This is a genomic window from Vibrio sp. RC2502, assembly GCF_054850435.1.
The window spans coordinates 3011915-3025556 of the sequence record NZ_CM141453.1 but is presented as its reverse complement, the minus strand read 5'-3'; the positions used below and the strand labels follow the sequence as shown (position 1 = coordinate 3025556).

The following is a 13642-nucleotide window of genomic DNA, read 5'->3' as shown; positions in this document are numbered from 1 at the left end:
GACAATCTGGTTACAGATCGGCCTTCTTGTTGCGTGAGTATTGGCGGTTTGCCTTGTTCTCCATCATGCTTTCTAGAATGCGATGGTAGTTCTCAAAACGAACCTCACTCACTTCACCTTTCTCAACGGCTTCACGCAGAATACAGCCAGGGTCGTCGTTGTGTTTACAGTCTCGGAATTTACAGCCACCAAGGTATGGGCGGAACTCAACGAACGCTTTGGTGACTTCTTCAGCCTCTAAGTGCCAAAGACCAAATTCGCGAACCCCTGGTGAGTCAATAAGATCGCCGCCAGTTGGAATGTGGTAAAGGCGTGCAGCTGTCGTGGTGTGTTGACCTAAGCCAGAGTTTTCAGAAATTGCGCCTTCTTCCACTTCTTGTTCTAGTTCAGGCATTAATGCATTAACCAAACTCGATTTACCTACGCCAGATTGACCAACAAAGATGTTGATACGATCGCGTAACTGCACTTCTAAATCACTAATGCCTTCACCAGAATTTTTACTCACGAACAGCACTTTATAACCAATTCGCTCGTATTCTTTGAGCCACTCTTCGTACATTGCACGGTCATCTGCCTCAAGCAAATCGACCTTGTTGAGCACCAACAATGGTGCGATGTTGAGTGTCTCTGCGGCCACTAAATAACGGTCGATAATGTTCAGTGATAGCTCAGGCAAGACAGACGAGACAATCACCATCTGATCGATGTTTGCCGCAACTGGTTTGAGGCCGTCGTAGTAGTCTGGGCGAGTCAGCATTGATGTACGTGGCTCTACGGCTTCAACAACACCTGAGATGCCTGCCATTGATTCAAGACCTTCACGCCAGAGCACTCGGTCACCGGAAACCAGAGACTCAATGCCGCGACGTAGGTTACAGCGTTGAACCTCGCCAGTTTCTAAATCTTCGATGTCAGCGTGCTGGCCAAAGCGAGTAATCACTAGACCCTGTTTGCTTGCGCCAAGCATGTTCTCATCCCATTGGATGGACTCTTCTTGCTTTTTTAGGCGTTTTTGTTGGTTGCTGCGTACGCGGCGCACCTGACCTTTGGTTAACTTTTTCTTCTTTGCCACAATGTTTTACTTAGTGAGTTAACTCAAGCGATTGAGCTCGATCTCGGCTCAAGTTCGTGAGTATCGTGTTTCAAGTATTTTCAGGTATAGTACCTCTTTTATCGATAAACAAATAGGCGGCGTAACCATGTCCTTTAGCGATCAAAACCTAATTTGGGTGGATTTAGAGATGACAGGGCTTGATCCTGAAACGCACAAAATCATCGAAATTGCTTCTATCGTCACGGATAGCGAACTGAATATTTTAGCTGAAGGGCCAGTGCTTGCCGTGCATCAGCCAGAAGAAGAGCTAGCCAAAATGGACGATTGGTGCACCAACACGCACACGGCTAGCGGTTTGGTTGAGCGCGTTCGGAACAGCAAAATCTCTGAGCAAGATGCCGTAGCACAGACCATCGAATTTTTAGAAAAATGGGTACCCAAAGGCGTATCGCCAATCTGCGGCAACAGCATCGGTCAGGACCGTCGTTTCTTGTACAAGCATATGCCTGAACTGGAAGAATACTTCCACTACCGTTACTTAGATGTGAGCACACTAAAAGAGCTGACTCGTCGTTGGAAGCCAGAGGTGCTGGACGGTTTCTCTAAACAGGGCACACATTTAGCGTTGGACGACATCCGTGAATCTATTGCGGAGTTAAAGTACTACCGCGAAACGATCTTTACGATCTAACTGTTAAGGCTGCGATCTAAATTGTTGTCATTCTTGATTGTTTTGCTTGCTTTTTCGTCGTTCAGTAAAAAATTAAAGTTTTTTTGAACGAAGGACTTGCATCACAAAAAAATGCTCTTATAATTCGCAGCCCTGAACAGCGGAAACGTTGTTGATGCGACACTAGCTCAGTTGGTAGAGCGCAACCTTGCCAAGGTTGAGGTCACGAGTTCGAACCTCGTGTGTCGCTCCAAATTTTTATTATTGCACTAAGCAATAATACATGGACGCGGGATGGAGCAGCTTGGTAGCTCGTCGGGCTCATAACCCGAAGGTCGTCGGTTCAAATCCGGCTCCCGCAACCAATTCTCTTCTTGAGAACATGCGACACTAGCTCAGTTGGTAGAGCGCAACCTTGCCAAGGTTGAGGTCACGAGTTCGAACCTCGTGTGTCGCTCCAATTTGATAGCTCTCATTGTGCTTAACAATGAAATACGGACGCGGGGTGGAGCAGCTTGGTAGCTCGTCGGGCTCATAACCCGAAGGTCGTCGGTTCAAATCCGGCCCCCGCAACCAAATTTAATCAATAGCGTTTGCTGTTGATATGCGACACTAGCTCAGTTGGTAGAGCGCAACCTTGCCAAGGTTGAGGTCACGAGTTCGAACCTCGTGTGTCGCTCCACTTTCTTTCTAAGTGGACAGTATAGCTCTCATTGTGCTTAACAATGAAATACGGACGCGGGGTGGAGCAGCTTGGTAGCTCGTCGGGCTCATAACCCGAAGGTCGTCGGTTCAAATCCGGCCCCCGCAACCAAATTCAATCAATAGCATTTGCTGTTGATATGCGACACTAGCTCAGTTGGTAGAGCGCAACCTTGCCAAGGTTGAGGTCACGAGTTCGAACCTCGTGTGTCGCTCCACTTTTCTTTAAGTGAAAAGTAAAGCCTTCATTGTGCTTAACAATTACATGCGACACTAGCTCAGTTGGTAGAGCGCAACCTTGCCAAGGTTGAGGTCACGAGTTCGAACCTCGTGTGTCGCTCCACTTTTCTTTAAGTGGAAAGTAAAGCCTTCATTGTGCTTAACAGTGACATGCGACACTAGCTCAGTTGGTAGAGCGCAACCTTGCCAAGGTTGAGGTCACGAGTTCGAACCTCGTGTGTCGCTCCACTTTCTTCAAAGTGAACTGCATAGCCCTCATTGTGCTTAACAGTGACATTGCGACACTAGCTCAGTTGGTAGAGCGCAACCTTGCCAAGGTTGAGGTCACGAGTTCGAACCTCGTGTGTCGCTCCAAATTTATATTATTGCACTACGCGATAATACATGGACGCGGGATGGAGCAGCTTGGTAGCTCGTCGGGCTCATAACCCGAAGGTCGTCGGTTCAAATCCGGCTCCCGCAACCAATTCTTTTAAGAGAATGTGCGACACTAGCTCAGTTGGTAGAGCGCAACCTTGCCAAGGTTGAGGTCACGAGTTCGAACCTCGTGTGTCGCTCCACTTTCTCTAATGAAAAAGCAAAGTTCTCATCGTACTTAACGGTGACGTAATACGGACGCGGGGTGGAGCAGCTTGGTAGCTCGTCGGGCTCATAACCCGAAGGTCGTCGGTTCAAATCCGGCCCCCGCAACCAATTTCAGACGATAGTTACAGTTTGAGTGGTTGGTATTTTCTAGCTCTCAGATCGTCACGGATGCGCCGCCCAGTTCACTTTGGCTTTCGCTCCATTCCATCGCTCTTTTCATAATGCTGCGAAGCATGAATCCCCTAAAAGCATATCTTAATCCGCATCAAATGATGTCGGACGGTTTCGTTTGTGTTTAAAACACGATATGAATCGGCTGGCGTAATCATTTCATGATGTTCGGAGCGTTTTACCTATGTTAATTAACAGAGTTATCCACATATAACGTTCTGTGGATAAGTTGGTTGATAAAGTGTTTTTAGCTTGAGGATTTTGATGGGTAAAGAAAGATCTTTTCTTTTTTAGGAAGTATTGGTTGCTGGTGATTTGGTCTTAACTTATTGTTATTTAAGGTTAAATGTATCATTTCATCGGATCGAATACGTTAAAATACGATCATAACCTTGTCTTTTTTTGATCCTAGTCATTTACTCAGGTTGTGTTTAACTTTTTTTTGCAACCCATTTTTAATCAAATCTAGAATTTTTTTCCACATTACAGAATTGAGAACAGGGTCATGTATTGAGCATGCAAAAAGTGTTTTCAATCTCTTGCATATAGGCTACGCACTAGGCATCCCTAGGTAAGCCTTTCTCAACAATTCTAATTAAACGCTTTTTCTTCGTCTCAATCGGTTCTGCATCTACAGAAGGGATATGGTTGAGCTGCTGGGTAAGTGCCCATTCGATGTGCTCATCCAGTAATTTACTTTCACCAAGTCGCGCATTAAGTGCGTCTATCACCCGTTGGCTGTATTCTGCATTACCAAGTGCGACAGATATATTACGTAGCCATTGTTCGTGACCGATACGACGGATAGCAGAACCTTCCATATTTTTTAAGAACGTCGCCTCGTCCCATTGGAATAATTCAACTAAGTCTGGGTTGTGAAAGCTTTCCCGGCGATGGAAATCTTCTTGTTCGGTTACGTCTGCATAGCGGTTCCATGGGCAGACGAGTTGACAGTCATCACAGCCGTAGATGCGGTTACCCATCGGTCTGCGGAATTCTTCAGGGATGACACCATCAAACTCTATCGTGAGATAAGAGATACAGCGTCTCGCATCGACAACTTTATCTTCTACAATGGCTTGAGTCGGGCATGACGTAATACACGCTCGGCATTTTTCGCATTGGTCGACACTTGGAGTATCGACTGGTAAAGGTAGGTCAATCAGCAGTTCACCAAGGAAGAACCAAGAACCACACTCTTTATCTAAGATCAGTGAGTGTTTACCTGTCCAACCCAATCCGGCCTTTTGGGCTAGAGGCCGCTCAAGTATTGGCGCAGAGTCGACAAAGGGGCGATAACCAAACTGACCCACTTCTTCTTCTATGAGCTTACCCAACTTGTTGAGTTGTTTTCTGACCAGCTTATGGTAATCACGCCCTAGCGCATAGCGGCTAATATAAGCGTGATTTTTATTCGCGAGATTTGAAGCAAATTGCGCTTCTGGCGGTAGGTAGTCCATCCGGACGCTGATAACGCGAACGGTTCCCGGTAATAACTCATTGGGTCTAGCGCGCATCATTCCGTGACGAGCCATCCAATCCATTGAGCCGTGATAGCCAGCATCTAGCCATTTTTGTAGTGCGGCTTCATGTTCACTAAGATCAACGTCGCAGATGCCCACTTTTTGAAAGCCGAGCTCTTTTCCCCAAACTTTGATTTGTTGTGCGAGTTGTTCGTAGTTCATGTTTTATCACCGAGATAAAGGGGGCGGGATCTTAACGGATCTATTCTATTGGTGCTACCGTAAAGTTGAGGTTGGTACTCGTAAATTCGTTTCTCAAAGTTCAGGCTGAATGGCCATTGGCGCGTTTTTATCAGCAAAATCATTATGCATGTATCACGGAACCTTTTGCTATATGCGGCGTTCTTATAACTGTGAGTTAAACTCTTTTCGATCAAAGTTAATACTCGGTAAATAAGTTACAGTTTTTGGCTACTTTTTTCGCACATATGACATTTGAAAGCTTGTCTCTCAAAACCAACACGGTTTACTATTCCTGTTCTTTTGATTTTTATATAGTCAACGATCATTAGTTAGAGAAGCATCAATGAGCACGAAACAATTTACTTTAAAAGATGAGCAAGAAACGGTAGCACTGGGCACCGAGCTGGCTCAACTTTGTTCTCAACAAACCACTATTTATCTGCATGGTGATTTAGGTGCAGGTAAAACAACCTTCAGTCGTGGTTTTGTCCGTGCTCTTGGGCATCAAGGAAACGTGAAAAGTCCGACTTATACGCTTGTCGAACCTTACCAATTAGATAAGTGGCAGGTTTACCACTTTGATCTTTACCGATTGGCAGATCCTGAAGAATTGGAATTCATGGGGATCCGAGATTACTTCACAGATGATGCGATCTGCTTGGTTGAATGGCCTGAAAAAGGGCAAGGATTGCTGCCACAACCAGATTTAGATGTAGAAATTCGTTATCAAGGTGAGCAACGCGTCGCTGAGATAACGGCGAACAATGATTACGGTGTGCAGTTACTCAGTCGATTGGAGCTATGTTGAGTCTTTCAAATTTTAGAGCAGTGGCGACGTTTGTCGCCACTTTTCTCCTTATCATCCCCAATTTAGCATTTGCTAACGTCGTTAAAAGTTTCCGAGTGTGGCCTTCCCCTGATGAGACTCGTGTTGTCATCGATTTAGGCTCGGAAGCGGACTATTCCTATTTTTCTCTGTCAGGGCCGGACCGTCTTGTGGTGGATATGAAAGACACCACCATGCAAGCTAAATTGCCAGTGACCGTTTCTGATAGCCCAGTGCTTAAATTGGTGCGTAAAAGCTCGCCTCCAGAGAAAGGCACCTATCGCCTTGTTTTTGAATTAAAGAAAAACGTTCAGGCAGAGTTATTCAAACTCAGTCCAACGCCGGGCGGCCAATATGGGCATCGTTTGGTGATTGACCTGCCACACGGTAAGAAAACCGCGACAACAGCAGCGAAACCAAGCAAACCGGCGACAACCAGCAAAGACATGAGTACCGTACAGCGTGCTCAAGAAGTATTGATCGTGATCGATCCTGGTCATGGTGGTGAAGACCCTGGCTCAATTGGTCCATCTCGTCGCAAGTATGAAAAAGACGCGGTACTGAGCATTTCTCGTAAGCTTGCAGCGCAACTTGATGCGACGCCGGGAATCAAAACGCGCATGACGCGTACCGGTGACTACTTTGTTAACTTAAACCGCCGTGTTGCATTTGCCCGCGAAAATGACGCGCACCTGTTAATCTCAGTTCACGCGGATGCGTTCACGTCACCACAACCTCGTGGGGGATCGGTATTCGTATTGAATACGCGTCGCGCAAACACTGAGATTGCTCGCTGGGTTGAGAACCACGAGAAACAGTCCGAGTTGCTCGGTGGTTCTGGCAATGCATTTGTCACGAACACGAAAGACCGCAACGTGAACCAAACTTTGCTCGATCTCCAGTTCAGCCATTCGCAAAAAGAAGGCTACAAGTTGGCGACCGAAATTTTGGGTGAAATGGGACGCGTCGCGCATCTACACAACACCAAGCCAATCAACACTAGTCTGGCAGTACTGCGTTCGCCACAAATTCCATCGGTCCTTGTAGAGACTGGATTTATCTCTAACCCAACAGAAGAGAAACTGCTGTTCCAACGCGCACACCAAGATAAGTTAGCGCAGGCTATCTCTAAAGCGGTGGTTAAATATCTAAAAGATAACCCACCTGAAGGCACGGTGTTCTCACCTTCCTCTAAACCAATGGTGCACATTGTTAAGCGTGGTGAATCGCTGTCTGTGATTGCGAATAAATACGGTACTAACTCGAAAGCGTTGATGGCCGAGAACAAGTTGAAATCGACCAGCTTAGCGGTTGGACAAAAACTGCGTATTCCGTCAGCTGGCAAAATCCAAGTGCCAAGCAAGCCTATTACAGTAGAGACTGAAACGATTACTCATACCGTTAAATCGGGTGAGTTCTTGGGTAAGATCGCAAGCCACTACAAAGTGAAGCTGTCGGATATTCGTCGTGAGAACAACTTAAAATCCGATACCTTATGGGTTGGTCAAAAACTTAAGATCACCGTAGCAGTGAAAGATAAACCGATTCGCAAGCACAAAGTCGCGCGAGGGGAATACCTTGGTAAGATTGCGTCCAAATATGGCGTGAGTGTTGCGAGTATTCGCCAAGCAAACAACTTGCGCTCGGACGAGCTTGCTGTTGGGCAAGTCCTGATCATTCCAAACAAATAAGTAAGTGAGCTTCTAACTCATTATGACGATAAAAATTTTGCCAGCTAGGCTCGCCAACCAAATTGCGGCAGGGGAAGTGGTCGAAAGACCTGCCTCTGTCATCAAAGAGTTGGTGGAAAATAGCCTCGACTCTGGCGCAACCCGAATCGATATCGACATCGAAAAAGGCGGTGCCAAGCTTATTCGTGTTCGTGACAACGGAAAAGGGATTGCGAAAGATGAGCTCGGGCTGGCACTCAGTCGTCATGCAACGTCTAAAATCCATACCTTAGATGATTTAGAAGCGATCATGAGCTTGGGCTTTCGTGGAGAGGCATTGGCGAGTATCAGTTCCGTTTCTCGTCTTACATTAACCTCTCGCCCAGCTGCGCAAGAAGAAGCGTGGGGTGCATATTCGGAAGGGCGTGATATGCAGGTCAAATTGCAGCCTGCTGCCCATCCCATTGGTACCACGGTTGAAGTGCTGGATTTGTTTTTCAATACTCCTGCACGCCGTAAGTTTCTGCGTACCGAAAAAACGGAATTTGCTCACATTGACGAGCTGTTAAAACGCATTGCACTGAGCCGCTTTGATGTCTCGATCAACGTGCGTCATAACGGCAAAGTGATCCGCCAGTACCGTGCGGCTAAGAATCAACTGCAAACCGAAAAGCGCATAGCGGCGGTGTGTGGTAATGCATTTGTGCGTAATATGCTTCGTATTGAGCTTGAGCATCAAGGCCTCAAGTTGCATGGCTGGATCACCACCCCGGATGGGGCTCGTCAGCAAAGCGATTTGCAGTATTGTTACGTGAATGGCCGCATGATGCGGGACAAACTGATCAATCATGCGATTCGTCAAAGTTACGAAATGAGCTTAAAGCCGGATCAATTTGCCGCTTATGTGTTGTTCATCGAGCTAGATCCGCATCAGGTGGACGTGAACGTTCATCCGGCGAAGCATGAAGTGCGTTTCCATCAAGCAAGATTGGTACATGACTTTATCTATCAAGCTTTGGCTGATGCACTGGCACAAAGCTCTGTGATTGATAAGCCGCAAGTCAATGAGTCCGCGTTCCATCGAGCAGAGCCTGAAGAGCGAGAAAGCCAACCGGAAACGACGCCTCAATACTCGCCACAATCAGTGAGTACCACTGTCCCAGAGCGAGTGTATCAAGCGATTGATAAAACGCCTATGTACCCTGGACGTACTGATTATGAGATAAAGCCACGCGATCGTGCGCCGAGTGATTCATCTGTGCGTGAAGCGCGCATTGCAGATTCCTTTAAGCGAACGGATTGGATTGAATCCAAACCTGCGCCTAAACCAAGTGTCGGTAAAGAGCGTCATGCTGAACCTGCACCAAGCAAGCGAGAAGTCCACGCTTACCATGAACTGCTAAAAACACCCGACTTCGAATCGCAACAAGCTGATCAACCGACATCGACAGAGTCCGTCCGAGAAGTGAGTTTGCCTCAAGTTACAGCGTTGGGGAAAGCGTTGGCCGTTGTGGATGAACAATTTGTTCTGATGAGCAGCGACAGCGGCGTAGCATTAGTTTCATTACCTCGATCTGAGTTCTATCGCACCAAAGGTCAGTTGACGCCAAGTGAAGGAGCGTTAAAAGCGCAGCCTTTATTAGTACCGTTGTCGATGAAGTTGGACACTGACTTAGTGAAGTTGGCACAAGATTATCAACAAGACTTTGCTCAGTTGGGTATCCAATTAAAAGCCAGAAATGATAAAGCGCTAATGGTCATGGGCGTGCCAGCACCATTACGCCAACAAAACTTACAAAATTTAGTGCCAGATCTGTTATCTTACGCGCAAACGTGGATGAAGGGAGAAAAGGCGTCAACTCAGATGCTTCCTGCGCTGATCGATTGGCTTGCTGTGCAGGTCACAACGGTCAAGAGTCACTATACTCTCTCTGAAGCCATTCAAATTATTGCGGAACTTGAACAGTTAAGGCATGGTCAATTGCCACTAGACGATAAAACATTCGTATCTGCTGTTGATTTCTCTGCCACGATAGCCAAATTAAAACCATGACAGACAAACTACCTTTGGCTCTTTTCTTGATGGGGCCAACTGCATCAGGTAAAACCGAGCTAGCGATTCGCTTGCGTCAAAAGTTTCCGGTTGAGATCATCAGTGTGGATTCTGCATTGATCTACAAAGGAATGGATATCGGTACGGCAAAACCTGACGAAAGAGAGTTGAGTTTAGCGCCGCACCGCTTAATTGATATCCTAGATCCTAGCGAATCTTATTCGGCGGCGGACTTTCGCCGCGATGCTTTGCAAGCGATGGATGATATTGTTGCAGAAGGAAAAATTCCGCTCCTAGTGGGTGGTACAATGCTGTATTACAAGGCATTACTTGAAGGCTTATCACCTCTTCCTGCTGCAAATCCTGAAATTCGTCAGCAAATTGAACAAGAAGCATTGACTAAAGGTTGGTCAGTGTTGCACGATGAACTGAAAGAAATTGATCCTGTATCAGCTGCGAGAATACATCCAAATGATCCCCAGCGTTTATCTAGGGCGTTGGAAGTGTATCGTATTTCAGGTAAAACTCTTACTGAGTTGACTCAAACTAAAGGTGAAAGCCTGCCGTACCGAGTTAAACAGTTTGCAATAGCTCCCAAGGATAGGGCAGAACTTCACCGTCGCATTGAACTGCGTTTCGACAAAATGATGGAAGCGGGTTTTGAAGATGAAATGAAAGCGTTGTATGCGCGCAAAGATCTTCATCCGGATCTTCCTTCTATTCGTTGCGTTGGTTACCGACAGATGTGGGAGTATTTAGATGGGGAGTGCACACGTGATGAAGCTGTATTTCGTGGCGTATGTGCGACTCGTCAATTGGCCAAGCGTCAAATCACCTGGTTACGCAGCTGGGATGACTTAACTTGGTTGGATAGCGATAACATTGAGCAGGCACTCGAAACCATGTCAGAAGCAATAGCATCTGATTGAGATAGCTGTGTATAATGTGATCGTTTTTGCGTGAACGCACTCTCAAAGGATCTGTTGTTGGCAGTTTTTATACTATGCTGCTAATTACTTAGAGTGCATTTTTGATTCGTTTAGCTCAGATGCAAAAGCAGTACTTTTTGCATTGCACCACTAGCTAAATAATTACAACTACAAATTAAATAAGGAAAATAAAATGGCTAAGGGGCAATCTCTACAAGACCCATTTCTAAACGCGCTACGTCGTGAGCGTATTCCAGTGTCTATCTACCTTGTGAACGGTATCAAACTACAAGGTCAGATCGAATCATTCGATCAATTCGTGATCCTGCTGAAAAATACTGTAAACCAAATGGTGTACAAGCACGCGATTTCTACAGTTGTGCCGGCTCGTCCAGTGAGCCACCACAGCGGTGATCGTCCTCAAGGCGACCGTCCACAAGAGAAATCAGAAGATTAATTCTTCATCGAGTATTTTTAAAATAAGGAGTTGATTGCTTGTTTGACCGTTATGAATCCGGTGAGCGAGCCGTACTTGTTCATATCAACTTCACGCAAGAAGGTGAATGGGAAGATCTGGCTGAGTTCGAGATGCTGGTTTCTTCCGCTGGGGTTGAGACGCTGCAAGTTATAACTGGTAGTCGTCAATCCCCACACCCGAAATACTATGTCGGAGAGGGTAAGGCCCAAGAAATTGCTACTACGGTACAATTGACTGGTGCTGAAATTGTGATTTTTAATCACTCCCTCTCTCCTGCCCAAGAACGTAACCTCGAAGCACTGTGCAAATGTCGAGTTCTCGACCGCACTGGTCTCATCCTCGATATCTTTGCTCAACGAGCACGAACACACGAAGGTAAGCTACAGGTCGAGCTGGCCCAACTTCGACACATTTCTACTCGTTTAATTCGTGGTTGGACGCACCTTGAAAGGCAGAAAGGGGGGATCGGTTTACGTGGCCCGGGTGAAACCCAGCTGGAAACCGACCGTCGTTTATTGCGTGAACGAATCAAAGCCATCCTGCGCCGCCTAGAAAAGGTAGCCAAGCAGCGTGAACAAGGACGCCGTGCCCGAAATCGAGCTGAAATCCCAACAATTTCTCTCGTGGGTTACACCAACGCGGGTAAGTCGACACTCTTCAACCGAATAACCGAAGCTGGCGTGTATGCCGCTGACCAATTGTTTGCTACTTTGGATCCTACACTACGTAAGATGGAGTTAGCGGATGTTGGCCCAGCCATACTGGCAGATACGGTTGGTTTTATTCGACATTTGCCTCACGACTTGGTTGCTGCCTTCAAAGCGACCTTGCAGGAAACGCAAGAAGCTGACATTTTGTTACATGTTGTTGATGCCAGTGATGAGCGTTTTCGTGAGAATATTCAAGCTGTTCATGAAGTCTTAGAAGAGATCGACGCACACGAAGTGCCGACGCTTGTCGTCATGAACAAAATCGACAATCTAGAGTCGCAGACACCACGTATAGAACGTGATGAGGAAGGGGTTCCTCGTGCGGTCTGGGTATCTGCAATGGAAGGATTGGGCATTGAGCTCCTGTTTGATGCGCTGACGGAACGTCTGGCGTCGCAAATGGTCGAGCATCAGTTGCGAATTCCTCCACAGTATCAAGGAAGATTCCGTAGTACATTCTTCCAAATGAAGTGTATTCAACGTGAGGAATACGACCAGGATGGTAACTTGTTGATCGATATTCGAATGCAGCAAGTAGATTGGTCTAGACTTGAAAAAAGAGAAGGGGCAGTTTTGACTGACTTTATAGTCACTTAAAGGACTGCTACAGTATAACGTCATATCAAATGATGGAGCTTTCTAATGGCGTGGAATGAGCCTGGAAATAACAACGGCAACAATGGCCGCGATAATGACCCTTGGGGTAATAATAATCGTGGTGGCCAGCGTCCTGGTGGCCGAGATCAAGGTCCGCCAGATTTAGATGAAGTGTTCAACAAACTGAGTCAAAAGCTGGGTGGCAAGTTTGGTAAAAAAGGCGGCGGTGGTTCCTCTATCGGCGGTGGCGGTGGTGCAATTGGCTTTGGTGTCATTGCGATCATTGCAATTGCGGTGTGGATTTTCGCTGGTTTTTACACCATCGGTGAAGCAGAGCGTGGTGTTGTACTGCGTTTAGGTAAATACGATCGTATCGTAGACCCAGGCCTTAACTGGCGTCCTCGTTTTATTGATGAATACGAAGCGGTTAACGTACAAGCGATTCGCTCACTACGTGCATCTGGTCTAATGCTGACGAAAGATGAAAACGTAGTAACGGTTGCAATGGACGTTCAATACCGAGTTGCTGACCCATACAAATACCTATACCGCGTGACCAATGCAGATGATAGCTTGCGTCAAGCAACAGACTCTGCGCTACGTGCGGTAATTGGTGATTCACTAATGGATAGCATTCTAACCAGTGGTCGTCAGCAAATTCGTCAAAGCACTCAAGAAACACTAAACCAAATCATCGATAGCTATGATATGGGTCTGGTGATTGTTGACGTGAACTTCCAGTCTGCACGTCCGCCAGAGCAAGTAAAAGATGCGTTTGATGACGCGATTGCTGCGCGTGAGGATGAAGAGCGTTTCATCCGTGAAGCAGAAGCTTACAAGAACGAAATCTTGCCGAAGGCAACGGGTCGTGCTGAACGTTTGAAGAAAGAAGCTCAAGGTTACAACGAGCGTGTAACTAACGAAGCATTAGGTCAAGTAGCACAGTTTGAAAAACTACTACCTGAATACCAAGCGGCTCCTGGCGTAACACGTGACCGTCTGTACATTGACGCGATGGAAGAGGTTTACACCAACACATCTAAAGTGTTGATTGACTCTGAATCAAGCGGCAACCTTTTGTACCTACCAATCGATAAATTGGCAGGTCAAGAAGGCCAAACAGACACTAAACGTAAATCGAAATCTTCTTCAACCTACGATCACATTCAACTAGAGTCTGAGCGTACACAAGAAGAAACATCGAACACGCAGTCTCGTTCAACAGGTACACGTCAAGGGAGATACTAA

The 13642-nt window shown here is 46.5% G+C and carries 10 protein-coding genes and 13 tRNA genes; 21 read left to right on the top strand and 2 right to left on the bottom strand.

Going from position 1 to position 13642, the window contains the following annotated elements; genetic code table 11:
* Positions 1 to 10: 10 nt before the first annotated feature.
* The gene (gene rsgA / locus ACYJZR_RS14130; RefSeq protein WP_015297418.1) at positions 11 to 1075 is read right to left on the bottom strand and encodes a small ribosomal subunit biogenesis GTPase RsgA; all 1065 of its coding nucleotides are present in this window, start codon (positions 1073 to 1075) and stop codon (positions 11 to 13) included.
* Positions 1076 to 1202: 127 nt separating this feature from the next.
* On the opposite strand from rsgA, the gene orn reads away from it, so the two are divergent.
* From orn to ACYJZR_RS14060, 14 genes are all read left to right on the top strand, one after another.
* Positions 1203 to 1748 carry an oligoribonuclease gene (gene orn / locus ACYJZR_RS14125; RefSeq protein WP_021454005.1) on the top strand — a complete coding sequence of 182 codons (546 nt, stop codon included), beginning with the start codon at positions 1203 to 1205 and terminating at the stop codon, positions 1746 to 1748.
* A gap of 156 nt (positions 1749 to 1904) precedes the next feature.
* A tRNA-Gly gene (locus tag ACYJZR_RS14120) sits at positions 1905 to 1980 on the top strand.
* 35 nt (positions 1981 to 2015) lie between these two features.
* Positions 2016 to 2092 (top strand) — tRNA-Met (locus ACYJZR_RS14115).
* Positions 2093 to 2111: 19 nt separating this feature from the next.
* Positions 2112 to 2187 (top strand) — tRNA-Gly (locus tag ACYJZR_RS14110).
* 39 nt (positions 2188 to 2226) lie between these two features.
* Positions 2227 to 2303: transfer RNA gene (locus tag ACYJZR_RS14105), tRNA-Met, on the top strand.
* 30 nt (positions 2304 to 2333) lie between these two features.
* Positions 2334 to 2409: transfer RNA gene (locus tag ACYJZR_RS14100), tRNA-Gly, on the top strand.
* Positions 2410 to 2464: 55 nt separating this feature from the next.
* A tRNA-Met gene (locus ACYJZR_RS14095) sits at positions 2465 to 2541 on the top strand.
* 30 nt (positions 2542 to 2571) lie between these two features.
* Positions 2572 to 2647, top strand: a tRNA-Gly gene (locus ACYJZR_RS14090).
* A 49-nt stretch (positions 2648 to 2696) separates the two neighbouring features.
* Positions 2697 to 2772: transfer RNA gene (locus ACYJZR_RS14085), tRNA-Gly, on the top strand.
* 49 nt (positions 2773 to 2821) lie between these two features.
* Positions 2822 to 2897: transfer RNA gene (locus tag ACYJZR_RS14080), tRNA-Gly, on the top strand.
* 50 nt (positions 2898 to 2947) lie between these two features.
* Positions 2948 to 3023: transfer RNA gene (locus ACYJZR_RS14075), tRNA-Gly, on the top strand.
* Positions 3024 to 3058: 35 nt separating this feature from the next.
* A tRNA-Met gene (locus ACYJZR_RS14070) sits at positions 3059 to 3135 on the top strand.
* An 18-nt stretch (positions 3136 to 3153) separates the two neighbouring features.
* Positions 3154 to 3229: transfer RNA gene (locus tag ACYJZR_RS14065), tRNA-Gly, on the top strand.
* A 56-nt stretch (positions 3230 to 3285) separates the two neighbouring features.
* Positions 3286 to 3362: transfer RNA gene (locus ACYJZR_RS14060), tRNA-Met, on the top strand.
* A gap of 620 nt (positions 3363 to 3982) precedes the next feature.
* Here the strand turns inward: ACYJZR_RS14060 and queG are convergent.
* The gene (gene queG, locus ACYJZR_RS14055) at positions 3983 to 5110 is read right to left on the bottom strand and encodes a tRNA epoxyqueuosine(34) reductase QueG (RefSeq protein ID WP_025555124.1); all 1128 of its coding nucleotides are present in this window, start codon (positions 5108 to 5110) and stop codon (positions 3983 to 3985) included.
* Between the two features lie 364 nt (positions 5111 to 5474).
* Between queG and tsaE the strand changes: the two genes are divergently transcribed.
* The 7 genes from tsaE to hflK all read left to right on the top strand — a co-directional run bounded on the left by tsaE (position 5475) and on the right by hflK (position 13642).
* Positions 5475 to 5939, top strand: coding sequence for a tRNA (adenosine(37)-N6)-threonylcarbamoyltransferase complex ATPase subunit type 1 TsaE (gene tsaE, locus ACYJZR_RS14050; RefSeq protein ID WP_005457080.1), 465 nt, complete (start codon positions 5475 to 5477; stop codon positions 5937 to 5939).
* Positions 5933 to 7648, top strand: a complete 1716-nt coding sequence (locus ACYJZR_RS14045) for an N-acetylmuramoyl-L-alanine amidase (protein WP_029559151.1) — start codon at positions 5933 to 5935, stop codon at positions 7646 to 7648. Before tsaE ends, ACYJZR_RS14045 begins: the two co-directional genes overlap by 7 nt.
* 22 nt (positions 7649 to 7670) lie before the next feature.
* Positions 7671 to 9680, top strand: a complete 2010-nt coding sequence (mutL, locus tag ACYJZR_RS14040; protein WP_406966387.1) for a DNA mismatch repair endonuclease MutL — start codon at positions 7671 to 7673, stop codon at positions 9678 to 9680.
* The gene (gene miaA, locus ACYJZR_RS14035) at positions 9677 to 10609 is read left to right on the top strand and encodes a tRNA (adenosine(37)-N6)-dimethylallyltransferase MiaA (protein WP_005496505.1); all 933 of its coding nucleotides are present in this window, start codon (positions 9677 to 9679) and stop codon (positions 10607 to 10609) included. Before mutL ends, miaA begins: the two co-directional genes overlap by 4 nt.
* Before the next feature lie 193 nt (positions 10610 to 10802).
* Complete coding sequence (gene hfq / locus ACYJZR_RS14030) at positions 10803 to 11066, top strand: RNA chaperone Hfq (RefSeq protein WP_005438329.1); 264 nt, start codon at positions 10803 to 10805, stop codon at positions 11064 to 11066.
* Between the two features lie 38 nt (positions 11067 to 11104).
* A complete protein-coding gene (gene hflX / locus ACYJZR_RS14025) occupies positions 11105 to 12394 on the top strand; it encodes a ribosome rescue GTPase HflX (protein ID WP_015297415.1) in 1290 nt (429 codons plus the stop codon).
* A 45-nt stretch (positions 12395 to 12439) separates the two neighbouring features.
* Positions 12440 to 13642 (top strand): FtsH protease activity modulator HflK, encoded by a 1203-nt coding sequence (gene hflK / locus ACYJZR_RS14020; RefSeq protein WP_005460667.1) that lies wholly within the window; start codon positions 12440 to 12442, stop codon positions 13640 to 13642.

Excerpts from the sequence above, each read along its gene's own strand:
- orn (WP_021454005.1), top strand. The coding sequence starts at position 1,203 with ATGTCCTTTAGCGATCAAAACCTAATTTGGGTGGATTTAGAGATGACA.
- queG (WP_025555124.1), bottom strand. The coding sequence starts at position 5,110 with ATGAACTACGAACAACTCGCACAACAAATCAAAGTTTGGGGAAAAGAG.
- tsaE (WP_005457080.1), top strand. The coding sequence starts at position 5,475 with ATGAGCACGAAACAATTTACTTTAAAAGATGAGCAAGAAACGGTAGCA.
- ACYJZR_RS14045 (WP_029559151.1), top strand. The coding sequence starts at position 5,933 with ATGTTGAGTCTTTCAAATTTTAGAGCAGTGGCGACGTTTGTCGCCACT.
- mutL (WP_406966387.1), top strand. The coding sequence starts at position 7,671 with ATGACGATAAAAATTTTGCCAGCTAGGCTCGCCAACCAAATTGCGGCA.
- miaA (WP_005496505.1), top strand. The coding sequence starts at position 9,677 with ATGACAGACAAACTACCTTTGGCTCTTTTCTTGATGGGGCCAACTGCA.
- hfq (WP_005438329.1), top strand. The coding sequence starts at position 10,803 with ATGGCTAAGGGGCAATCTCTACAAGACCCATTTCTAAACGCGCTACGT.
- hflK (WP_005460667.1), top strand. The coding sequence starts at position 12,440 with ATGGCGTGGAATGAGCCTGGAAATAACAACGGCAACAATGGCCGCGAT.